The sequence below is a fragment of the Roseibium sp. SCP14 genome, assembly GCF_040329475.1.
In the GTDB taxonomy this organism is placed as follows: Bacteria; Pseudomonadota; Alphaproteobacteria; order Rhizobiales; family Stappiaceae; genus Roseibium.
The window spans coordinates 511,367-533,380 of the sequence record NZ_JBDZYH010000004.1 but is presented as its reverse complement, the minus strand read 5'-3'; the positions used below and the strand labels follow the sequence as shown (position 1 = coordinate 533,380).

Genomic DNA, 22,014 nt, shown 5'->3' with positions numbered 1-22,014 from the left:
CCGGAAAAGCTGAGAAGTACTCCGGCAAACATTTTTTGCTAGGAAGCAAGTCAACCAAGGCAAGGGAAGAGGTGGTCAACTTTCTCTCGCCAACTTGTGACTACTCATGCTCTGAAAATCCGGTCCATTCTTCGCGCGCAGACGTTAGTCCTATCGCCCGCTCGCCGACCGGCAATTGAGTCAAATCCAGGAGGAATTTTCGGGCACCTCTTAGGAAGGAAGCAATTTATGCAGAACCGCAGACAAATCTTGAACCTCGCCGCTGGATTTGCAGCAGCCTCCCTCTTCGCTGGAAGCGCTTCAGCCTGGGCCGGAAGCAAGGGGCGAACCGGCAAGTTTTCCGGCCGCAGCAATCATGTCACGACTGGAAAAGCTGAACTGACGTCCAGTTCCGTGGTTCTTTTCAACGACTTCAGCCTCGACGGAGCCCCCGACGCCCGGGTCGGCCTGGGCCGAAACGGCAAATATGATGCGAGAACAGACCTTGGGGCACTGAAAAACCTGAAGGGCAAGCAGAGCTATCGTGTCAAGAACGGCGTGAACGTTTCTGACTACAACGAAATCTATATCTGGTGCCGGAAGTTCAATGTGCCGCTTGGGGTTGCCAAGCTCGGCAACTAGAAACCTTCTCTGGACGGGAGTGCGCCATTTCTCAATGACGCCTCCCTGAGATTAGCGAAATCCTGTGCAACAACCCCGGCTCCAAGCCGGGATAACCTGTTCAACGGCGGTCGCTCGACCCTTAACCCGTATCGAGTGCCCGGTGCAGTTGCTCAGCGTGTCACGAAACCTTCAGAGGCAGCGATGCCTTCCGCCTCAGCATCAGCTTTGAGGCCCCGAATGCCACGGCGATCGCAGCGGCAACCGCGGTCAATCCGATTGCCAGGTCGGTATAGGCTGAAAACGGCAGGCGGAAAGCCAAACTGAAAATTTCGATATAGCTGACTGTGAAGACGGCAAAGAGCACTCCGGCGATAAGAAAAGCCGCACCGTCACCTTTCAAAAGCCCGCTCCGCCTTTTCGACTGAAAAATCCGCGAGACGATGAAATAGCCGAAAACGGCCCCCGAAAACACAGCCACATCCAGCAGCAGCAAGCCTGCATCGAACAGAATGCTCATCACAAGAAATCCTGAAACGTTCTAATTGTTACAGATCATTTACGCCGCAACCGGGGAAATGATCCGGGGCCAACGGCAGACGTCGCTGATTTGAAGAGGTTTTGCTCAGCGGCCGGACTTAGGTAGGAATGAATTGTGTCACATTCCAGACCAACACCAATATTTGCATCTGAGCCCCAACACAGATTGTTCCAGCACGAGGCACTCTAACGCCTCACCAGGCGGTCAGATATCGAATTGCCGACAATTATCCCAGAGACGAAAAACGAAAACAGTGTAACCAAGGGCAAAGCACCAAGAGTAAGAACACTAAAAATCAGAAACCATTGCGCATCCGTACCCGTTGAGGACGGCTCCGGAATGTCGTTGAGCATTCGAAACGCGAAATAGACAGAAACGAGTATCGAAACTCCTCCCGTGACCGGAGAGTTCGGCCACCTTGGTTTCTTTGGTGGCCAAAGGAGCCAGATAAGCGCGCCAATCGCAAAAACGAGCAAATGGGCTCCGAGGAGAAAGTTGCCAAGACCCATAGCATCCATCAAATCAGACATGTTTGCCCACCTCCAACACAAAAAGAAAAGGCCTCATTTTGAATGAGGCCTCATCGTATTTCTCAAAGGTAAATCACTTCACCAGAATATTCCGGAACTGCCACGGGTCTTTCTTGTCCAGGTCTTCCTTGTAAAAGCCCGGGCGGCCATCGAGTGGTGTCCAGTCGGTGTAGTACCCCTTGACGGGACCGAGATACGGCATCTGGATTTCAAGACAGCGCCTGTAGTCCATCTCGTCAGTCTCAACGATGCCTTCTTCCGGGTTCTCCAGCGCCCAGACCATACCGGCAATGACGGCGGAGGTTACCTGCAACCCAGTGGCGTTTTGGTAAGGCGCCAATTTGCGTGTCTCTTCCACTGACAGCTGCGAACCATACCAGTAGGCGTTCTTGGAGTGACCGTAGAGCAGTACGCCGAGTTCATCGATACCATCCTGGATCTCGCCTTCCTCAAGTACGTGCAACGTATCCTGAACCTTGCCGGCGGCACCAAACAGTTCGTGCAGCGACAGGACCGCATCATTGGCCGGATGGTAGGCGTAGTGACAGGTTGGCCGATAGGACAGCTTTTTGCCGTTCTCGAGCGTGAAGTAATCCGCAATCGAGATCGATTCATTGTGCGTTACCAGGAAGCCGAATTGCGGTCCGGGTGTCGGGCACCAGGTGCGAACCCGCGTGTTTGCACCTGGCTGCTCAAGGTAGATCGCGGCGTTGCAGCCTTTCTTGTGGCTCTTGGCGTTTTTCGGTTTCCAGGTTTCGTGCGTTCCCCACCCAAGCTCGGCAGGCTGGAAACCTTCTGAAAGGAACCCTTCCACCGACCATGTGTTCCAGAAAGTGTTGGGCGGTTTCGGCTCCTTTGCGCGCTGCGTATCACGCTCGGCAATATGAATGCCTTTTACACCAGCCTTTTTCATCAACTTCGCCCAGCCCTTGCGGCTTGTGGGCTCCTTGAACTCCACGCCGGTATCGGTTGCGATATCGACAAGGGCCTTTTTCACGAACCAGGACACCATGCCCGGGTTGGCACCGCAGCAGGAAACGGCTGTCGTGCCGCCAGGCTTCTTCTTCTTTTCCTTGCGTACTGTTTCGCGCAGCGCATAGTTGGTCCGGTCGGCTGCGCTGGCATTGTCGTCAAAATAAAACCCCGGCCATGGTTCGACGACCGTATCGATGTAAAGCGCACCGAGCTTTCGGCAATGCTTCATCAGGTCGAGTGAAGACGTATCGACCGACAGGTTGACAACGAACCCCTGCCCCTCACCTTCCGTGAGAAGCGAAGTCAGAATGTCCTTGTAGTTTTCCGGCGTAAGCGCGACTTTCTGAAACTTGTAGCCACGATCCGTGACCAGCTTGGCATCCGTGTCGACAGGGTCGATCACGGTGAAACGGTTCTTGTCGAAATTGAAATGCCGCTCGATCAGAGGCAGCGTTCCCTTGCCGATCGATCCAAGTCCGATCATGACCAAAGGGCCGGAGATCGTACCATGGATCGGATATTTGGCAGGTGCAGCCGCTTTCGGGGCAGGTTTCCTTGCGGGAGCCTTGCGCGCCGGTGTTTTCGCCGCCGTCGGCTTGGCAGCAGCTCGTTTGGTTGCTGCCGGTTTCGATGCTGCGGGCTTTGGCGCTGCTGGTTTTCTTGCTGCCGCTTTGGCAGTGGTTCGTGAAGCGGTGGCCGACTTGCTTGCGGCGGGTTTGCTCACCGTTGACCTGGCCATTGCCGGTTTTGCCGCGGTTGGTTTGGCTGCAGCCGGTTTGCCCGCACCCGACCTTGTCGTTGCCGATCTTGCAGATGGCGACTTGGCAGCAACAGGCTTAGCCGATGCCGGTTTGGCAGCCGGAGCCTTGGCAGCACTCTTCGACTTGGTAGCAGCAGGCTTTGCCGCCGCCTTGGCAGCTGCTGCTTTTGCCGCTGCAGGTTTTGCGGCAGCCGGTTTTGAGCTCCTTGATGGCGTGGTTGACGCTTTTTTCACTGGCGCCGGTCTTGCGGCAGCAGGTTTGGTGCTTCTGGACCTCGTAGCAGCTGATTTTGTTGCAACGGCTGGTTTCGTCGCAGCTTGTTTTGCTGCGGCTTTGGTTGCAGCAGGTTTTGCGGCTGCTGGTTTGGTCACAGTCTTACCGGAAGCTGCCTTTGCTGATGCCGGCGTCGTTGATTTTGCTGCAGCCGATTTGGCGGAACTTGCCCGTGTCACCGGTTTTCTGCTTGCCGCCGGTTTGGAGGCCTGTTTCGTGGAAGTTGGCTTGGATGCTGACGGCTTGGCGGTCGCGGCCTTGGAAGCGGAGGACCTTGTTGCAGTCGCCTTGGCCTCAGCCGGCTTACTTGCGGCGCGCGACTTTGCGCTCGAAGCTCTGGTTGCAGGTTTGCGCGCGGCAGCAGGCTTTGCAGCGGTTTTGCTGGCGGGCTTGCGGGAGGTCTTCCGGGTCGTCTTTCCTGGCTCGCCGCCGTTGCTCTCGTCGGTCATGTTCCAAACTCCAGTCGTTCTGGAGGCAATAATCCGACACCACACTTCAAACCTGGTCAGGGTTGGCAAGCCGGATATTGCCCTTTGCACAGAAGCGCACTAATTGCGCTTTCGACTAGCTGTGACCGGTTTTGCGCCGAATTTCAAGTGTTTACTTGAGGTTTCTTGCCAGATTGCGCGCCATTGGATGCGTTTGGCAGGAACAAACCTCGCCCCGGAACGGCAAGGGAATGTGCCGGATCGGCGATGCCGGTACCGGTCAATTCACCGCTGAGGCCTGAAAGGGATCCCGCAACCAGCTCCAGTCCGAGAAACCGGTTTGTGTCAACTGGTCCCGGCAACGAAGCCCCACCCAGCAAGCCCCCGGCAAATCCGAATCTTTCGTAATAGGCCGGGTCGCCGACCAGAATGACCGATCCATGTCCACGGGTAGCGGCCTGCCCCAACGCATGACGTATCAGCCGGTCACCGACCTGCCTGCCTTGATGACAAGGGGCAACGGCGAGTGGTCCGAGCAACAGGCTGTGACAACCGTTGCGGTCCGCCACGGACCACAGCCGCACCGTACCCGCCAATGTGCCGGTCTCGACCAGGGCGGAGAAAGCGAACACCGGCAATCGGCCTTCGCGAACCCGCTCGGAAGTTTTTGCAAACCGCTCGTCCCCGAAGCAGAGGTCGAGCAGCCTTTCCCGGGCGCCGAAATGCTCCGGCGCTTCATCGACAATCGTAATCACGGCTCTTCGCCTCAGATAACGAAGGACGCCAGCGGCGCGAAACCGTTGAAGCCGACAGAGGAATAAGTGGTCGTATAGGCACCGCAGGCCTCAATCAGGACCTTGTCACCAATGGACAGGCTGACCGGCAGCTCATAAGGCGTCTTTTCGTAAAGCACATCGACACTGTCGCAGGTCGGGCCGGCCAAGACGCAGGGCGTCGTCGTATCGCCGTCTTTCGGCGTGCGGATCGGGTAGCGGATTGCTTCGTCCATCGTTTCGGCAAGGCCATGGAACTTGCCGATGTCGAGATAAACCCAGCGGATTTCGTCTTCGTCCGATTTGCGGGAAATCAGAACCACTTCGGCCTCGATCACACCCGCATTGCCAACCATGCCGCGGCCCGGCTCCACGATCGTGGATGGCAGACGGTTGCCGAAGTGTTTGCTCAGGGCGCGGAAGATCGCTTCGCCGTAGCTGGGAACGCCCGGCACGTCTTTCAGGTAGCGAGTCGGAAAGCCCCCACCCATATTGACCATTTTCAGGTCGATGCCGCGCAGCGCCATTTCCTTGAAGACGCCTGCCGCCATGGCGAGAGCGAGATCCCAGGCTTGCAGGTTGGCTTGCTGGGAGCCGACGTGGAAAGAGACACCATAGGCTTCGAGGCCGAGCCGGTGAGCGTGCTCAAGGACGTCGGACGCCATCGCGGGGTCGCAGCCGAACTTGCGGGAGAGCGGCCATTCTGCTCCGACACCGTCACACAGGACGCGACAGAAGACTTTTGAGCCGGGAGCGACACGGGCGATTTTTTCAACTTCTTCGACGCAGTCGACCGCGAAGAGCCGGACGCCATGTTCAAAGGCACGCGCAATGTCCCTCTCCTTCTTGATGGTATTGCCGTAGGAAATGCGGTCGGCTGTTGCACCGGTCGCCAGAACCATTTCGATTTCGCCGACGGACGCACAATCGAATGACGATCCGAGGCTTTCCAGAAGGGTGAGTATTTCGGGTGCAGGGTTGGCCTTCACGGCGTAATAGACGGATGTGTCCGGCAGGGACCGTGCAAAGGCCTGAAAATTGTCACGCACGATGTCGAGGTCGACAACAACACACGGACCATCATCGTCACGTCGTCGCAGAAAGTCGCGGATACGTTCGCTCATGGGGATCACCCCTTTCAAATCTGGCTGCAGGCGCGCTTTCCTTTGGCTGGCGCGCTGCAGTTCACGTCGCAGGGTGCTGCAATACGCACCGGGCCTCCCCCGGGATGGAACCGGAGGCCGGGTTGACTGCAGCGACGGTTGGGCGATTGCTGCTGACGAACAGCGCAACGCTTTCCCGCGTCGGGAATGCCGTTGATTGGATCGGAGATACCGAGCCGCACGTCGGGCAAGGATGTAACAAGTGCCTCTTCAGTGACGCCGGAGGTTGGAAACCCCGGCAGAGACCAAAAAAGCCCTCTTACGTCGTTGCTTTAAGCCGTACGGATCTACTGCCCGCCCCTTGGCGGTGTTTGTGGCAGCAGCCCCTTAAGAGATGTTCGTTGGAATGCATCCCATGAACGACCTCGGGCACGTGCGAATTTGGGCGAGCGCTATATGCGCCCGTTTGCGGTCCGGCGCAAGAGAAAATCTTTGGCTGACTTCATTTTTTTCAGGTTCGGCGACAAAGCTGGCGTTAACGCCCCAGTTGCCTGTTGAAGACAATCTCGAAGCTGGCACCTTTCCTCTGCCCTGGAACCAGGCGGATGGCCGCCTCATGGGCATGAAGCAAAGCCTGAATGATGCCAAGCCCCATGCCTGTGCCGCCGTTTTCCCGGCGAGTGGTGAAAAACAGATCGAAGACATGTTCGGCATTTCCTGGAGAAACCCCTTCACCGTCATCGCTGACGGTAACCTTCAGGTTCTCCCCTACGCCGGAAACGATAACCTCAACCCTGCCTGCTCCGTGGTTCTTTGAGTTTTCGATCAGGTTCTGGAACACGATCCGCGCGTTTTCCTCTGACAGCGGTAGCTCGCAGTCCTTGTTCCAGGAAACACTCAAACCATCGATCCTGCCATTGATCTCACCAAGCACCGGAGCCAGGTGACAGGCCCCGCCAATTTCAACGCTTTCGGCGCGGGCAAGTGCTCTGAGCCGGTTCAACAGCAGCGATGCGCGCGCAGTATCGCTTAAAATGTTCTCCAGAAACTTCGCCCGCTCGGCTTCGGTCAACTCCTCCCCGCCATCTAGAAGCAGTTCAGCTGCTCCCTGAATGGAGGTCAGCGGCGACTTCAACTCATGTGTGACGTGATTGGCGAAGGTGTTGATGTAGTCGTTGCGGTCAAACAGCTTGCGCGACATGTCGAGCATGCTGGTCGAAAGGGCGTGGATTTCGCGGTTGCCGTGGATAGCAAGCGGCTTCAGTGCCTCCCTGTCACCGCTGCCGATCTTCAGGGAACGGGCAGTCAGCGCTCTGATCGGTCCCGAGATCGCACGCACAAAGATGAAGCCGACGACAAAAGTCGCGCCCAGAACGAAGGCGAGCATCCAGAGCACTGTCTCGCGCTGCAGGAACATCTCTTTCAGAATGTTGCTGGGAGTACGCGAGGCATAGACAACACCGGCAACCCGCCCGTCAACCACAATGGGCAAGGCGGTAAACACCCGGACCGCCGTTCCCCGGCTGATGGAGTAGATCGGTTGGGGATTGTCGACGATCCGTTCACGCAACGCACTGGCATATCTGCCGCCAAGCGCTTTCCTGACCTCATCGACATGCGCTAGGGAAAGACCGATCTCACTGCGTCCGGAAACAACGACGCCATTCGCATCCAGCACACGGAACCCGGCCAGTGTCAGTTTCTGGGTGTTTACTAGGATGGGAGCCAGCTGCCTGCCGACCTCCTCCAAGACGGGATGAGCCTGTTGGTCCGTTTCTCTCGCATCGGGTCTCGCCGGCAGGATCGGCGTCTTGTTCAGGTCCAGCATCGAGGTTTGCGGCGACCATTCGCCAATCGTTGTCAGCAGGTAGGAATACTGCGTCTGCGGCGGCTGCGCCGTCGGGCCAAGCGGAAGGGTTTCCGGGTCAACCGTTTTGAGCTGTTCCGCCGCAGCGGCAGCTATGGCGGCAGATTGGGCAATCAGCTCGGCTTCCGTGGTCTGGATGAGTTGGTTTTCATAAACCCTGAAAAAGACGATGCCGCCGAGTGGTACCAGCAGCATTATGCAAAGAACCATTGCCACGACCACACTGAGCGGCGGGCGCCATCTGTCCCGGAAAGACGGTGAAAGCCGCATCATCCGGTCGATGCGTCCGGATCGATCTGACAGGCGCCCAACCGGAAGCCGACACCATGGACCGTATCAATGGCACTTGCACACCCCATCGCCCCCAGCTTGGCTCGGATGTTGCGGATGTGGCTGTCTATCGTGCGGTCGGAAACGTGAATGTTGTCCTTGTAGGCCTTTTCCAGGATCTGCTCACGTGTGAACACGATCTTCGGCCGGCTGAGCAGCGCTGCCAGAATATCGAACTCAATAGCGGTGAGCGTCACCGGGCGTTCGTCAACCTGCACAAGCCGTTGCTCTTTCACCAATTCAACAACACCATGTTTCAGGCTTGCGCCGTTGCTGAGTGATGTGTCTTGTACCGGTGCGCCATAGCGTTTCAGGATCGCCCCCACCCTTGCAATCAGTTCGCGGGGACTGAATGGCTTGGTCACATAATCGTCGGCACCGATTTCCAGGCCGACGATGCGGTCGATTTCGTCGTCGCGCGCAGACAGGAAAAGCACCGGCACATCGGATGTCCTTCGCAGGTGTTTGCATACTTCGAGGCCGTCCATTTCCGGCAGACCGATATCCAGCACGATCAGGGCCGGATCGCAGAGCGTCACCTTGTCCAGTGCCTCCTTGCCGTTTGTGGCGATCTCGCAGCCATAGGACGCTTTTTGAAGCGCGAAACAGATCACTTCGCGAATGTGGGGATCATCATCAACAACAAGAATGGTTTTCGTCTGCAATGTCGTCGGTCCTGAAAGAATGGTTCCGGCAAACGCTTGCCGAAGCAAAAGAAATACCCGAGCCGCGCCTAGCTTTCCAGCCACCAGCCATCCCGCCGCAAACTGCGCGGCAGGGAAGTATCCAAAAGCACCTCAGTCTTGCATCTCGAATTTGTCAGCCTGGTGTCCGGTTTCCGGAAGAGATTCCGGGGCAGGATCCTGACCCACAATCCGACCGCAAGCAGCAGAAGCAACCCGATCGCCGCCTCCGAACCAAGGTTTGAACAGCAATTCAGAAAAAGGGAAGCAAAGGCAACCTCACCGGGAGCGGCTAATGCCTGACCCGCTTCTGCCCCAATCGGCGCTGCAGCGGTAGGAACCGTCATGGTGACAAGGACGGTGGTCGGTAGGATGGCAGCAAACAGCCGAGCAACGGATCTGATTTTGAAAAGCGCCGAATAAGTCATGACAGCTTTTCTGATCCATCCAGTTGCAGGATCTGGTCACGACCTTTGCAGATTTTGTGCAAATGAGTGACTGAAGGAGCAATACCGAGAAGAGGGTTACAGAGCCCGTTTAAAGTCAGATATTCTTCTTCAAGAATGGCAAAGCGACTAGCCATGATGACAGACCACCAAGGCAACCAGCCACAATCAACACTCTGGTTTCTTTGGCTGAGGCGCTCTGCAATACACCCAAGACCACCGGTGAGAAGATAGCTGCAAGAACACCAGATGGTACATAGTTCAGCACTCCTTTGCAGGAACATGCGTTTAATATATGCACCAAAAAGACGAAAGGTATTAGCGCAAACAGTATGACAATTACTGAGATGAGAAGTACCAAAGAACAAACATCGCTTATTTCTCCCATATCACTAAAATTTAACTTCCATCCAAAATCCAAAGCGATAAACCAAAAAATGGTTACGCTTACAACCAAGCAATAAACTACAGATGAGACTACGCTTGGAACTCTCATGAACTTTGCTCCTATCTTGGCAAACAAACGCCCCAACCAAGTCCTGGCAACTGTTTTCCAAATTCACGAAATTGCGCGCGCCGCTCACTTGTCTTCAGCATAATACTGTTTCGATTTATCTTCGCGAACGACTTCTCAAAAATAGAATTATCAAACACCCTGTACCTAGCAGCAACCAATACAACAGTTTGTCCAAGTAACGAGAATTCGATTCAACTAACCAACCAACAAAGTAAACCGGTCAGCAAACCACCACTATCGATAGCAAGCAGTTCCGCCGCCATGTTTCTTTGTTCATCAAAGCTATTGCCAATTCGGATTTGCTATTGAATTTCCACTCATGCTTCGGCTCATCAATTGCTCAACGAAAAAATCTAAACTTAATCTGCGCAAGCAACACACTTCCCAAGAACACCCCAACAGCCCCCCACCAATCGAAAGGCTCGGGCAGAATGCGATAGGCCAAGGCCGCTAGAAAAATCCCGATGACGGCATAGAAGAAGAAGGAAGCAAGCCTGTCGAATTTTGGGTCCATTTCCCTAATTCCCGATGCTTAAGGTCATCGATTCTAGTTCTCAGCTTTCCGCTGTTCTTTGAGGCCTGCGCAATTTGTGCTTGTTCAGACTCGCCCTAATCGCCCACAGAGACACCAACACCCCAAGTACGATCTCAATGACGGTACTAATCAGAAAACCTGCCAGCCAATTGTCATGGACTTGTGGGACGGTCTGCACAAGATCCAGGACCCTATCGGGTTCCCAAAAACCAGAGGAATATGCGGAATAGATGTTCGCACCGCTGACGACAAAAGATATCAGAATCCAGGCCGCGCAAGTTCGCCATGCAATACTCCACCATATTGGAATGGTGCCGCCGAACGTAAACCGTCTTTCACTAGGTGTTTCTGGCGAGCTTCCATGCATCCCTGGTTGTTTCATTCAAGTCTTACCATTTGCACGAGATAGATTTTTCAACCACTCAAGTTGCTTGTCGTAAGGTGTTGGTATCATGCAAGCTCGCCAAGTTTGCATCCTTGTAAATAAGACTTTCCAGACAACGCTAACGCGCAGCCTCTTTCACTTCATTTTTTGCAGGTATTGGTTCTAAACGGTTTGCAGCCGCTATGTACAACTTTGCAAGACGCTCCCTTGAATTTTTTACAACTTCTTATCGCTGAAATTTCAGCGTATTTTTTCGCTTCCTTTCCCCAACTCCAACCGCAATGCTCTTCGTCTGCACTCATTGCAAATGCGTAATAGCCCTTACGAATAGACTGATCTTCCAGCCTTTTTGCGCACACTTTCCTTGATCGCTCTGACGCAAGCGTCGTATCAACATATGAAATAGAAATTAGAAACACGGAAAATGAAATAGCAATAACATTCCTGAACACGCTTATATCCTTCAGCTTAAAATTGTATCTGTGCAAGTTCACTAGATGAAGTGCAAGATTTGGTCAAACCAGAAACTCCTCTCAAATAAGACAATTTTTTAATCTCCGCGAGTGCTCTTCCTTTTTACTTGCTTCCCATACCACCAGTCGCAACCCGGTTTCCTGCCAGCTGGTCATAAGCATCCGACATCAAATCAAGCAGATTGTTTCTGTCAGAACAGTGGTGGCTTATTGCCTCTTCTTTACCGGACAACAGGCCGCTCTCAGAATTCTCATGAGGTGGCGAGCAGTAATGGATCAGAGGTTTCGCTTGGCCGGTCTCCGGTCTCCACCGTTTATCGTCTCGTCAGGACAATTTCCCGTCCTGATGGCAAGAGCTCTCCTCTGAATTCATCACGGTTGACCCGGTAGACGCTGGCCACGGGCGTGTCATCCGCCAGGCGGAAAAATTCAATGGTTCCGCGGTCACGCTTCCAGCGTCTGATCATGAAGAAATTGTCCAATCCGATGCATCCGAAGTCCGTGGCATTGCCCTCCTTGTCATCGTTGTTTCCGGAGACCTTTATTCGGCAGGACAGGACACTGTCGGTTGCCTTGAGGTTCCATTCCCCGACGATGCCAAACTCAACAGGGCGATCCTGATCTCCCGGTGAAGGCGCCACACCCGGACTGGTGGAAGTGGTGTTGCAGGCTGCAAGCAACAGCAAAGTCAAAGTTACGCATGCAAGTCCAAGTCTCATGGTGACCACCAGTCGCCGAAAAATGTCGATTGCAGCCAAGTGCACCAAAGCACATCAAAATTTGCAACCATAAATCGCAGATGCACGTCACACCCGAGAACACCTGGTACTCATTTGATTTGATATGCTGTAGGCGACCTGAGAAAACACAGCTTCAAGCGGCACTCATTATCAAAACTGGAAACAGCAAGCATGAAGATCAAGATTCCTGAGGAACCGACACATATGGTAACGGCCATCGTTGCCTACGCCGGAATTGCCGCACGGTTGCATCGGGAGCTTTCGGTTCGAGCCGGCAATACGGACGTCGATCTCGAGGCCATCAAGGTGGACCTGATCAACGAGGCCAAAAAGGCTGTGCCTCATGGTGACTTCGCAAAGGACGAGATTGGCGTCTACAACACCATGTTCGAGGCAATCGACACGATTTTCACTACACCGAAATGAACCGGATCCGGTTTTGCCTGATAAGTTCACTTTCGATCTCGTGACCCTGGAAAGCCCGGCAAAGCACTTTTCGAAGCAAGCGGTTAGGTTCTAACGAGACCCAAAATACTTTCTGAACTGTCGCTCTCCCAACCCGGTGCCAACGTTGATCAGGGCTTCGAGCGAACAGGCAAGCAATTCTTTTCAATTTCGGTCTTGAGATACTGAAACGCAGCTTCGAAGCCGCTTTCTTCCGTCGTGTCCAAATATTTCAAGCCGCTGTCCTCACATTCTCTTTTCAGAGAAACAGATTTTCGAACCTGCTTGTCGAAGAACTCTTCCACCCGCTCCCGCTCTGCGGAAGACAGAACTTTCTCCGAACTCCAGTGCGTCGTGCCCCTTTGAAACTGTTCCAAGCGGTTCCGGCCCGTTCCTCCATATCCGAGGAAAAGAGGCACGATTGACTTGGACTGGAGCTGTAAGGTCCTGACCTCCTTCGGGCTCAGCCAGCCTCCCTCAACAACGGCACTGACATTCAAATCGACAAAACTGTTCAGGATTTCAGGCACAAGCGCCGCCGTTACGTCCTGGCGATATTGCTTGCGAAGAGCATCGCTTTCTATAGCCATTCCATCAAAAGGCCGTTTCAGGAGATTGAACACCCTGTCGAGTTCGTAGTGCGGCACCTTGAGTTCGTTTTCTATTCTCCGGGCGAGAGTGGATTTGCCTGCCCCGCTTGCCCCCGCAATCACGATCAAAGTGTTCCTGCGGATACCGTTCTGCTTAGACATCTTGATCCTTCACTCCGATCAGAATCTAGCACGTTTTGCAGCTTGTCATCCAAACTCCCCGAACACCTTGAACAGATGTTCGGCAAAGGTGCGCACCCGTCTTGGCTGGGCGCGGCTTGGCGGGAAAAGCAGTTGTAGCGGCACTGGCGGCGATGCATGGTCGGCCAGAATCTCGACGAGACGTCCGGTGCGGATGTCTTCACCGACATCGAATTCCGATTTCAGAATGATCCCCCGTCCCTCCAGACACCATTGACGGACAAGCGCGCCATCATTGGCAATGAGGTTGCCACGCACTGTCACGATCTGCTTGGCGGCGGTTGTACCGAAGCGCCAGACATTGTCGATGTTCTGGCCAAAGCGCATCACGAGGCAGTTGTGGTCCTTCAGGTCCGCCGGATTCTTCGGAGTGCCAAACCGTTCCAGATAGCTCGGTGCCGCACAAAGGATCCGGCGCTTTGACGGCAATTGCCGCACCCGCAATGTGCTGTCGTTGATCAGACCGAAACGGACGGCCAGATCAATGCCCATTCCAACGATGTCGACATAGCCGTCCGACAGATGAAGGTCGATGGATATGGCGGGATGGTCCTCCAGAAAGCTTGCAATTGCGTGGGAAACGATATTGCGGCCAAGATCCTTCGGAGTGCTGATCCGGATCGGCCCGGAGAGTTTTTCAGCCCCGAAGCGGATCCGGGTATCGAGATCCTCCACCTCTCCCAGCACCGGTTTAGCACCTTCGACCAGCGTGCGACCTTCTTCAGTCAAGCTGATTGACCGCGTGGTCCGGTTGAGCAAAACCACGCCATAATGGGCTTCAAGCGCAGCCAAACGCTCAGACACGGTTGTCGGCGAAAGGCCGGCCTCCCGCCCGGCGGCCACCAGACTGCCTTTTTCGACGATCAGTAAAAACAGGGAAATATTATCGAGCAGCATTATACGGAATTTCCGGATTGTTCATTTGTACCTTGCCTGTTTATCCGGGATTTTCAAGTGACTAGGTTCGTGTCATCGCAATTCGAGGAAACAAGCAAATGGCAAAACTCACCATCGTCGCCAACATCAAGGCCAATCCGGACAAGATCGAGCTCGTAAAGTCCGAGCTGCTGAAACTGATCGACATTACCCGTGCCGAAGAAGGTTGCATCAACTACGATCTGCATCAGGACAACGAAAATCCCGCACATTTCATGTTCCATGAAAACTGGGAAAGCCGCGAACTGTGGCAAGCCCACATGAACGCACCGCACCTGGCAGCCTACATGGAAGCGACAGAAGGCGCTGTTGCCGAGTTCACGCTGAACGAAATGACCGTCATCGGCTGAACGACCGACACCCCGCGCATCAGACCGACAGAGGAAGCAAAAAGGCCATGAAAGCTGTTGCACTGACCCACTATCTACCGATTGACGACCCCAACTCCTTTCTGGATGTGGACCTGCCCAAGCCAACACCGCAAGGTCGCGACATTCTGGTTGCCGTGAAGGCGGTGTCGGTCAATCCGGTCGACACAAAAGTTCGCGCTCCCAAGGACCAGGTTGAAGAAGTCCCCCGTGTTCTTGGCTGGGACGCTGCCGGTATCGTTGAGGCGGTCGGTCCGGACGTGACCTTGTTCCGGCCGGGAGACGAGGTGTATTACGCGGGCGATATCACCCGCTCCGGTTCCAATTCCGAGTTCCAGCTTGTCGACGAGCGCATCGTCGGAAAAAAACCCAAGACCTTGAGCTTCGCCGAAGCCGCCGCCCTGCCCCTGACCACGCTGACTGCGTATGAGTCCTTTTTCGACAGATTGGGGATCGACCGCGACGGCGCCAGCACAGGCGAGAGCATCCTGATCATCGGAGCCGGTGGAGGCGTCGGTTCCATCGGCATTCAGCTTGCCAAGGCCGCGGGACTGAAGGTCATCGCAACGGCGTCCCGTCCGGAAACCATTGCATGGGTTCGCGAACTTGGGGCCGATGACGTCGTCAACCACCGTGAAGACATGATCGCCCAGGTACGGGCGCTCGGATACAAGTTCGTCGATCACATCGCGATCTTCAACGACATGCGCCACTGGACCACAGCGGTTGAACTGATCCGTCCGGAAGGCGGCATCGTGACCATCGACAACACCGACCAGCCGATGCCGATGGACGTGATGAAAATGAAGGCAGCCAGCCTCCACTGGGAGTTCATGTTCGCTCGCGCCATGCATCAGACGCCGGATATGATCGAGCAGCACAAACTGCTGAACTATGTCTCGAAAGAAATAGATGCCGGCCGCATCCGAACGACGCTCGACACCGTGCTCGCCCCCATCAATGCGGAAAACATGCGCAAGGCGCATGCACTTATTGAAACCGGAACGGCAAAGGGTAAAGTTGTCCTGGAAGGATATTGATCCTGAATCAGGCAGCCGGATTTCCGGCTGCCCGTTCCTTGCCGTCTTCTAAGGAAAGTCTCTCTCATGGTCGCCCTGAACCCGCCCGTATGCGATTTCGATCGGCAAGCCCCGCATTTCACTCTGCCGGGTACCGACGGCAGGCATTACAGCCTGTCGGACGTTGCCGGCGACAACAGCACACTTGTGATGTTTATCTGCAATCACTGCCCGTTCGTTCTGGCGGTCATGGACAAGATCGTCCGCGATTCCCATGACATGAAAGCGCTTGGGATCGGAGTCGTGGCAATCTGCTCCAACGATCACGTTGCCTATCCGCAGGACAGTTTTGAAAACATGCAGCTGATGGCCGAAAAGCATGACTTTCCCTTCCCTTACCTGCATGACGCGGAACAGGAAGTTGCCCGAAGCTATGACGCCGTGTGCACCCCGGATTTCTTCGGCTTCAACAAGGATCTTGGCCTTCAGTATCGTGGCCGTCTCGACGCAACGCGCATGAATGAAAGCCCGGCAGACCTGCGCCGCGACCTGTTCGAGGCGATGAAACTGATCGCGGAAACCGGTCGGGGACCGCAGGAGCAGGTTCCCTCAATCGGTTGCTCGATCAAATGGAAAGCTTGAAGACACAGAACGACATGCAGATCCAGAAGTTTGATCACGTCAACATCCACACCACCAAGCTCGACGAGCTGATCGGCTGGTACACGCAGGTCCTTGGCCTGAAAGAGGGATTCAGGCCTCCCTTCCCCTTTCCCGGCGCATGGCTTTACGTTGGTGACACGGCTTATGTGCATCTCGTCGGCAGAAACGGCACCGATGCCGTCGGTTCAGAAGTTGAACTGAAGCTGGAGCATTTCGCATTCCGGGCAACGGGTGCAAAAGCCTTTGAAGAAAAGCTGGTTGAACGGGGGGAAAAGTACCGGAAAAGCGTTATCGAGGCGACGAATACCGTCGCTATCAATGTCTGGGATCCGGACGGTAACCACATCCATATCGACTTTTTCCTGGATGAATGATCGAAGCTGTCGGCAAGCCGGTCTCGAGCGAGGACACCGAAATCCTCACGCTTTGTTTTTCCCGAGTGATGAAAATCGCCATTGTCTCGTGTTCGTGGTGCGCTAGCTTCACCGTAAGCGCCTGATTCAGCTTGCAAAAGCGGTGAAAACCGGGTGCACTTCAGACTGGACACAACCCACCTTCGTGAGGCAGATCATGATCCGACTATTAACAGGTGCAGCAGCGACGATACTCGTCGCGTTCCCGGCTCTCGCCGACCCCCATCGCTACGAGCTGGATCCGGAACACACCACCATAGCCTTCATGGTTGATCATCTCGGTTATGCGGACACTCTGGGCCTTTTCCTGACCTTCGAAGGCGGTTTCACCTACGATTTGGAAACACAGAACCTGTCGGACGTGATCATCACCGTTCAGACTGCCAGCGTTGAAAGTTTCAACAAGGCGCGTGACGGACATGTACGCAGCAAGGATTTTCTCAACGTTGAGGCATTTCCTGTGATGACCTTCACCGCCACGAGCGGCACTCCTGCCGGCGAAACGACGGGGACAGTTGAAGGCGAATTGAACCTGCTCGGTCAAACCCATCCGCTGAAGCTGTCTGTCACCTTGAACAAGGCTTCCAAGTACCCGTTCGGGCATGGCCGTTTCACCCTCGGCATCAGTGCCCGAGGCACCGTGAAACGCAGTGCCTACGGGATGACCTATGCCGTGGAGAACGGTTTCGTGGGTGATGAGGTTCAGCTGATCCTGGAAACGGAAGCCATGCGAATGGAATAAGTTTCCGCCGCTCAGGCCACTCTATCCATCAAGGGCTGTAGAGCTGGATGAATGTTCGGGCTTTCCTCACGGATGAAGCGCAGCAAAACCTTTTCGTTTTCATGCAGAACGCCATCACGGCCGATGCGGTTCACCAACCAGCCCGCTTCATCCTCGGTAACCACCTCATTTACGGCAATCTCCGCCTGCATGGCGCCGTGGCGAGCCGCATACGGGTTGTCGCCTTCCGAATAGGCTTCCCTTACGGCACTTGTTCCACCGGAAATCATCCTTTTGAAGAAACCGCCGAGCCCGCCTTCAAATCCACCGGGTTGCTCCAGCCAGTTTTCTCGAGCAAGGGCAACCTCACGAGGAGGCGGTGTAAAACCGGACATGGCCATCAGGTGATTGGCAACCGCCTTTGAGAACAGCTCCGACCAGGCCGGATGGTTTTCCGCTTCAGCGGTCGCATCGTTCAGGTCAAAGAGAACCTCAGCCTCGGTCTTTGAAATGGCGATACCGCCGCAACCGCCGCCGGCATAAAGCACTCGCCGCAGCAGCTCTACTTCGCCCTCAGAGATGACGCCCGGTTTCAGTTCCGATCCGGAACGGGTCGCACCGTTACCGTTTATGACAGAGTCGGCAACGGTCCTGAGAGCAAACTGCTCAAGATGCACAGGGGCTTCCCGTGCCTTTTCAAGAACATGCAGGACGGCGTCCAACTCTGTTCGAGTGCAAATTTGGCCATCAGCCGTAATCTGACGGATAAGCCAGTCAGCATTTTCCGCCGATACATAACCTGTCGGCTGGGCCTGGTGCACCAGAATGTCACCGATGGCTTCAGGAAAGAGTTCGTACCAGGTCCCTGCAAAGGACAAATCCGCATTGTTCAAGCTGAACAGTGCGGCCCCTTCTTCCAGTGACACTGTCATATCACCGTAAATGTATCGACGCAGGGTGATGACATCATCGTCACTGACCTGACCGCCTGTGATCCTGGCGGCCACGAAGTCTTCAAATCCCGGTTTGGCCATTAGGTCCCCCTAGAAAATCCTGGGGGCTACCATCGGCGAAAATCCTTGAGATTCCTGTAACAGCGATCGCAAAAACAAAAGGGAGCCGAAAACGGCTCCCTTCGCGTCTCCCCGGCTCTGGCGGGAACAAGTGCCAGGGAAACAGTTCCGGAGGATTGGGTCCCGGAACTCGGTGTCGAACATCAGCCGCGATGTTTCTTGTCGTGACCTTTGCCTTTACCCTTGCCTTTCTTGCCGCCCTTGAAGTCGGCCTTTGTAATGACACCATCCTTGTTGCGGTCGGCGCGTTCCATCAGGCGATCCAGACGCTTGTCGTGCTCTTCAGCGGTAATGCCGAGGCTGCCGTCAGCGTCCGCACGCTGAAACATATTCACGATGCGGTTTTCGTTTACAGCCAGCCACAGCGGACCGAACTCCTCAAGCGTGAACGAACCGCTGCCATTCGTATCTGCCAGCGCAAAAAGTTCAGCCTTGCGGGCATCAAAGTCTTCGCGGGTCACAGTGCCATCACCATTGGTGTCGAACACCTGCATGAACATCCGGGCCGGACCACCACGCCCATGCTTGGGCCCACCGCGTCCGCGATGTTCGCGGGCATCGGCACGCTCTCCGCGGTTGCCATCATTTTCCGCGTTCGCACCCCGTTGACCGCGAACACGCTCAATGGTGCCGTTGCCATCACGGTCGAGCCTGTTGAACAGGCGGTTCGCCGCAACATCGACCTCTTCCTGGGTCACTACACCGTCACCGTCTGCATCCAGGAACTGGAATGCCCGGACCATCCGGTCTTTGGAGCGGGTCAGGAACTCGGCCTTGAATTCTTCAAGGCTGATTTCGCCGTTACCATCTGCATCGGCAGTTGCGAAGTCCTGTGCCCGGACCTCATCGATTTCGGCCTGCGTAATCACGCCGTCCTTATCGACATCGAAACGCTCGAACAGGCGTTCGGCACGTTTTTCGTGGCCACCGCGGCCATGCCACTTGCCACCGCGTCCGCCGCGCTCACCCATATGCGCAAGACGTTTGCCTTCCGTCTGTTGAATCTGTTTGCCCCCGTCCCCGGTTGCAGCCGCAGTCTGGGCAGAGGCACTCATGCCCGCAGTCAGCGCGGTACCGGCAACGCTCGCAGCCAAAGCGGCAATTGCAATCTTCTTGAACGGTTTCATTCCAACAACTCCTTGGTTCGTTGATGAGCTGAAGGTAGGTGGCAATTGTCGCAGGAATACCCTCTCAAGGGGGCTTAAGTGTCGCCATCTGTCCCGCTGGGCCGGAGCGATACACTTTGTTACAAAGTCGGCTCGCGCTCTTGCGCATCAGTGATTATTTTGACCTTGGAAACAAGAAGTTCAGCGGCTGCCGTCATCCTTACTCTGACAAGGCCGGAAGGAATGGAGAAGAGCGTGAGCGACCCGAGCCCTCATATTCTGGTGGTTGATGATCATCGCGATATTCGCGAGACCCTCGCGCGCTATCTTGTAAAGAACGGCCTGCGCGCAACCACTGCCGAAAATGCCGCCCACGCACGCAAGTCGCTCAAGGCAGCATCGATCGATCTAGTGGTTCTGGATATCATGATGCCGGGCGAGGACGGCCTGTCACTATGCCGTCACCTGGTGGAGACCGGATCCATGCCGGTTATCCTGCTGACGGCAATGGCGGACGACACAGACCGGGTCATCGGTCTGGAAATCGGTGCTGATGACTACGTCACGAAGCCGTTCAATCCAAGGGAACTCCTGGCACGCATTCGAGCCGTGTTGAGAAGAACCTCTTTGGCGCCAAAGGAACGAGATCCGATTGAACAGGAGAAACTGCATTTCGACGGCTGGTCGCTCAATGTATCCCGCCGGGAGCTGATCGACCCGGCCGGTGGTGCGGTTGCCCTGTCGAGCGGTGAATTCCAGCTGCTGTGCGCTTTCCTGAAGCGGCCCAAAATGGTGTTGAACCGGGACCAGCTTCTGGATCTGACATCAGGACGTGCGCCGACTGTGTTTGACCGGTCCATCGACAATCAGGTCTCGCGGCTGCGCCGGAAAATTGAAACGGATCCAAAGGATCCAAAACTGATCAAGACCGTGTGGGGTGGTGGCTATATGTTCACGGCCGATGTGAAAGACCGGGTTGAATGAAACTGTCCACTCTCTCTCGAAAGGCATATGAACTGCTTTGGCCGAAGACCCTGGCGTCACAGCTGATCATTCTGCTGTTGGCGGCCATTGTCGTTGCGCAGGCCCTGAGCATCTGGATATTCCAGGACGAGCGGCGCATTGCGATGGTGGCAGTCGCCAGAGACAATCTTCTTTCAAGGTCTGTTTCCATCGCCGACCTGATCGAGGATACACCACAGGATCTCCAGGACCGCATTCTGGAAGCAAGCAGCAGCCGGTTCGCGGTATTCTGGGTCGGGACCACACCGCTTGCGCCTGAACCCGGCACATCGAGATTCGAACAACGTCTGCAGGGATATCTCAGCAAACAGCTGGATAAGGGTCAGACGGCACACATCAACATTCACGCCGACGAAAAACGTGGCCCGCGTGACCGGAAATTCGACCACGACGATGACAACGATGGCCCGAGCTGGCGCGCTGTTCCCAAGCACGAACGTCCCCACAACCTGCGCAAGATCATGAACAAGCCGGAAGATCTCGCCTTGTCCATCAAGATGACGGACGGCAGGTGGCTAAACGTCGCGACCAGTTACAAACCACCACCTGGAGACATGATCCCCCTTTTGGTGCAACTTGTGCTGACAGCGCTGGCAACGGTCCTGATCATCGGAATTGCTGTCCGCCGTGTGACACGGCCACTGAAGGACCTGGCGGTTTCCGCGGAAAAATTCGGCCGCGGCGAAGAACTTGAACCACTCACTCCCAGTGGGCCAAGCGAGGTTCAGGCTCTCACTTCGTCGTTCAATGACATGCAGGATCGCCTCACCCGCTTCGTGCGTGACCGAACCCGCATGCTGGCAGCGATCAGCCATGACCTGAGAACGCCGATCACCTCCTTGCGCATTCGCGCGGAATTCATCGAGGATGATGAAAACCGCGAAAAGATGATCGAAACGCTGGAAGAAATGGCGGCGATGACCGAAGCCACCCTGCGGTTCGCGCGCGACGAAGCTCACTCGGAAAGCGCTGAAAAAGCAGACTTGAGCGCAATGCTGGAAAGCCTTGCCGGTGACCAGCAGGATCTGGGTCACAAATGTTCCGTCCGGATGCAGGAGGAAATCACGCTGTCCTGCCGCCCGGTGGCCTTGAAGCGCGCGCTTCGAAACCTCATTGAAAACGGTGTCCGCTATGGCGACAGCGTCGACATCGAGGCAGCCCGAAGCGCTGGAGAAGTCGTCATTCGAATTCTCGACCAAGGCCCGGGTATACCGGAAGACCGGCTCAAGGATGTCTTCGAGCCCTTTGTGCGTCTCGATGAATCCCGGAACGAGGAAACTGGCGGCATCGGCCTCGGCCTGGCGATCACGCGGTCGATCATTCATGCCCATGGCGGTACGATCAAGCTCAGCAACCGCGCTGAAACCGGACTGGAAGCCGAGATCAGATTACCGCTTGGCAAGTGATCCGAAGGGCGATTTTCACAAGCCAAGACGTGCGCACAAATCAGCCCGCACCAGATCCGGTGCGGGCTCGGTTCAAATCGGAAACATGGAA

The 22,014-nt window shown here is 55.4% G+C and carries 25 protein-coding genes; 10 read left to right on the top strand and 15 right to left on the bottom strand.

Annotated elements, in window-relative coordinates:
* Positions 1–228: 228 nt before the first annotated feature.
* The gene (locus ABLQ08_RS19495; RefSeq protein ID WP_352945328.1) at positions 229–621 is read left to right on the top strand and encodes a DM13 domain-containing protein; all 393 of its coding nucleotides are present in this window, start codon (positions 229–231) and stop codon (positions 619–621) included.
* Between the two features lie 160 nt (positions 622–781).
* Here the strand turns inward: ABLQ08_RS19495 and ABLQ08_RS19490 are convergent, their stop codons facing one another.
* The 3 genes from ABLQ08_RS19490 to ABLQ08_RS19480 all read right to left on the bottom strand — a co-directional run bounded on the left by ABLQ08_RS19490 (position 782) and on the right by ABLQ08_RS19480 (position 3,130).
* On the bottom strand, positions 782–1,120 hold the full coding sequence (locus ABLQ08_RS19490; RefSeq protein ID WP_352945326.1) for a hypothetical protein: 339 nt from the start codon (positions 1,118–1,120) through the stop codon (positions 782–784).
* 206 nt (positions 1,121–1,326) lie between these two features.
* Positions 1,327–1,671, bottom strand: a complete 345-nt coding sequence (locus ABLQ08_RS19485; RefSeq protein ID WP_352945324.1) for a hypothetical protein — start codon at positions 1,669–1,671, stop codon at positions 1,327–1,329.
* 73 nt (positions 1,672–1,744) lie between these two features.
* A complete protein-coding gene (locus ABLQ08_RS19480; RefSeq protein ID WP_352945322.1) occupies positions 1,745–3,130 on the bottom strand; it encodes a homospermidine synthase in 1,386 nt (461 codons plus the stop codon).
* Here ABLQ08_RS19480 and ABLQ08_RS19475 point away from each other — a divergent pair.
* Positions 3,129–4,232, top strand: a complete 1,104-nt coding sequence (locus ABLQ08_RS19475) for a hypothetical protein (RefSeq protein ID WP_352945320.1) — start codon at positions 3,129–3,131, stop codon at positions 4,230–4,232. The two genes, ABLQ08_RS19480 and ABLQ08_RS19475, sit on opposite strands and share 2 nt — an antisense overlap.
* Positions 4,233–4,272: 40 nt before the next feature.
* On the opposite strand, the gene ABLQ08_RS19470 is transcribed toward ABLQ08_RS19475, so the two are convergent.
* The 8 genes from ABLQ08_RS19470 to ABLQ08_RS19435 form a co-directional block, all read right to left on the bottom strand.
* Positions 4,273–4,863 carry a GNAT family N-acetyltransferase gene (locus ABLQ08_RS19470; RefSeq protein ID WP_352945318.1) on the bottom strand — a complete coding sequence of 197 codons (591 nt, stop codon included), beginning with the start codon at positions 4,861–4,863 and terminating at the stop codon, positions 4,273–4,275.
* Positions 4,864–4,874: 11 nt separating this feature from the next.
* Positions 4,875–6,005 carry a type III PLP-dependent enzyme gene (locus tag ABLQ08_RS19465; RefSeq protein WP_352945316.1) on the bottom strand — a complete coding sequence of 377 codons (1,131 nt, stop codon included), beginning with the start codon at positions 6,003–6,005 and terminating at the stop codon, positions 4,875–4,877.
* A 514-nt stretch (positions 6,006–6,519) separates the two neighbouring features.
* Positions 6,520–8,124 (bottom strand): sensor histidine kinase, encoded by a 1,605-nt coding sequence (locus ABLQ08_RS19460; protein ID WP_352945314.1) that lies wholly within the window; start codon positions 8,122–8,124, stop codon positions 6,520–6,522.
* Positions 8,121–8,846 (bottom strand): response regulator transcription factor, encoded by a 726-nt coding sequence (locus ABLQ08_RS19455; protein WP_352945601.1) that lies wholly within the window; start codon positions 8,844–8,846, stop codon positions 8,121–8,123. The genes ABLQ08_RS19460 and ABLQ08_RS19455 overlap by 4 nt, the downstream gene beginning before the upstream one ends.
* Before the next feature lie 561 nt (positions 8,847–9,407).
* On the bottom strand, positions 9,408–9,806 hold the full coding sequence (locus ABLQ08_RS19450; RefSeq protein ID WP_352945313.1) for a hypothetical protein: 399 nt from the start codon (positions 9,804–9,806) through the stop codon (positions 9,408–9,410).
* 361 nt (positions 9,807–10,167) lie between these two features.
* Positions 10,168–10,341 carry a hypothetical protein gene (locus ABLQ08_RS19445; RefSeq protein ID WP_352945311.1) on the bottom strand — a complete coding sequence of 58 codons (174 nt, stop codon included), beginning with the start codon at positions 10,339–10,341 and terminating at the stop codon, positions 10,168–10,170.
* Between the two features lie 546 nt (positions 10,342–10,887).
* Complete coding sequence (locus tag ABLQ08_RS19440) at positions 10,888–11,166, bottom strand: DUF4189 domain-containing protein (RefSeq protein ID WP_352945599.1); 279 nt, start codon at positions 11,164–11,166, stop codon at positions 10,888–10,890.
* A 368-nt stretch (positions 11,167–11,534) separates the two neighbouring features.
* Positions 11,535–11,939, bottom strand: a complete 405-nt coding sequence (locus tag ABLQ08_RS19435; RefSeq protein WP_352945309.1) for an AprI/Inh family metalloprotease inhibitor — start codon at positions 11,937–11,939, stop codon at positions 11,535–11,537.
* A gap of 192 nt (positions 11,940–12,131) precedes the next feature.
* On the opposite strand from ABLQ08_RS19435, the gene ABLQ08_RS19430 reads away from it, so the two are divergent.
* Entirely contained in the window at positions 12,132–12,386 is a 255-nt protein-coding gene (locus ABLQ08_RS19430) for a hypothetical protein (protein ID WP_352945307.1), read from the top strand.
* A 149-nt stretch (positions 12,387–12,535) separates the two neighbouring features.
* Here ABLQ08_RS19430 and ABLQ08_RS19425 read toward each other — a convergent pair whose 3' ends face one another.
* Complete coding sequence (locus tag ABLQ08_RS19425) at positions 12,536–13,156, bottom strand: hypothetical protein (protein ID WP_352945305.1); 621 nt, start codon at positions 13,154–13,156, stop codon at positions 12,536–12,538.
* 45 nt (positions 13,157–13,201) lie between these two features.
* The gene (locus ABLQ08_RS19420; RefSeq protein ID WP_352945303.1) at positions 13,202–14,092 is read right to left on the bottom strand and encodes a LysR family transcriptional regulator; all 891 of its coding nucleotides are present in this window, start codon (positions 14,090–14,092) and stop codon (positions 13,202–13,204) included.
* A gap of 98 nt (positions 14,093–14,190) precedes the next feature.
* Here ABLQ08_RS19420 and ABLQ08_RS19415 point away from each other — a divergent pair, with 98 nt between their 5' ends.
* From ABLQ08_RS19415 to ABLQ08_RS19395, 5 genes are all read left to right on the top strand, one after another.
* Positions 14,191–14,481, top strand: coding sequence for a putative quinol monooxygenase (locus ABLQ08_RS19415; RefSeq protein ID WP_352945301.1), 291 nt, complete (start codon positions 14,191–14,193; stop codon positions 14,479–14,481).
* A gap of 47 nt (positions 14,482–14,528) precedes the next feature.
* Positions 14,529–15,539 carry a zinc-binding alcohol dehydrogenase family protein gene (locus tag ABLQ08_RS19410; protein ID WP_352945298.1) on the top strand — a complete coding sequence of 337 codons (1,011 nt, stop codon included), beginning with the start codon at positions 14,529–14,531 and terminating at the stop codon, positions 15,537–15,539.
* Between the two features lie 66 nt (positions 15,540–15,605).
* Positions 15,606–16,160, top strand: coding sequence for a thioredoxin family protein (locus ABLQ08_RS19405; protein WP_352945296.1), 555 nt, complete (start codon positions 15,606–15,608; stop codon positions 16,158–16,160).
* Positions 16,148–16,555 carry a VOC family protein gene (locus ABLQ08_RS19400; RefSeq protein ID WP_352945294.1) on the top strand — a complete coding sequence of 136 codons (408 nt, stop codon included), beginning with the start codon at positions 16,148–16,150 and terminating at the stop codon, positions 16,553–16,555. The genes ABLQ08_RS19405 and ABLQ08_RS19400 overlap by 13 nt, the downstream gene beginning before the upstream one ends.
* Before the next feature lie 196 nt (positions 16,556–16,751).
* Positions 16,752–17,336: a YceI family protein gene (locus ABLQ08_RS19395; RefSeq protein WP_352945292.1), complete on the top strand. Its 585-nt coding sequence runs from the start codon at positions 16,752–16,754 to the stop codon at positions 17,334–17,336.
* An 11-nt stretch (positions 17,337–17,347) separates the two neighbouring features.
* Here the strand turns inward: ABLQ08_RS19395 and ABLQ08_RS19390 are convergent, their stop codons facing one another.
* Both ABLQ08_RS19390 and ABLQ08_RS19385 read right to left on the bottom strand, forming a co-directional pair.
* On the bottom strand, positions 17,348–18,349 hold the full coding sequence (locus tag ABLQ08_RS19390; protein WP_352945290.1) for a hypothetical protein: 1,002 nt from the start codon (positions 18,347–18,349) through the stop codon (positions 17,348–17,350).
* 182 nt (positions 18,350–18,531) lie between these two features.
* Positions 18,532–19,515 carry an EF-hand domain-containing protein gene (locus ABLQ08_RS19385; protein ID WP_352945288.1) on the bottom strand — a complete coding sequence of 328 codons (984 nt, stop codon included), beginning with the start codon at positions 19,513–19,515 and terminating at the stop codon, positions 18,532–18,534.
* A 222-nt stretch (positions 19,516–19,737) separates the two neighbouring features.
* Between ABLQ08_RS19385 and ABLQ08_RS19380 the strand changes: the two genes are divergently transcribed.
* Together ABLQ08_RS19380 and ABLQ08_RS19375 are read left to right on the top strand one after the other, a co-directional pair.
* On the top strand, positions 19,738–20,478 hold the full coding sequence (locus tag ABLQ08_RS19380) for a response regulator (RefSeq protein WP_417714930.1): 741 nt from the start codon (positions 19,738–19,740) through the stop codon (positions 20,476–20,478).
* The gene (locus ABLQ08_RS19375) at positions 20,475–21,923 is read left to right on the top strand and encodes an ATP-binding protein (RefSeq protein ID WP_352945284.1); all 1,449 of its coding nucleotides are present in this window, start codon (positions 20,475–20,477) and stop codon (positions 21,921–21,923) included. Before ABLQ08_RS19380 ends, ABLQ08_RS19375 begins: the two co-directional genes overlap by 4 nt.
* Positions 21,924–22,014: the final 91 nt, after the last annotated feature.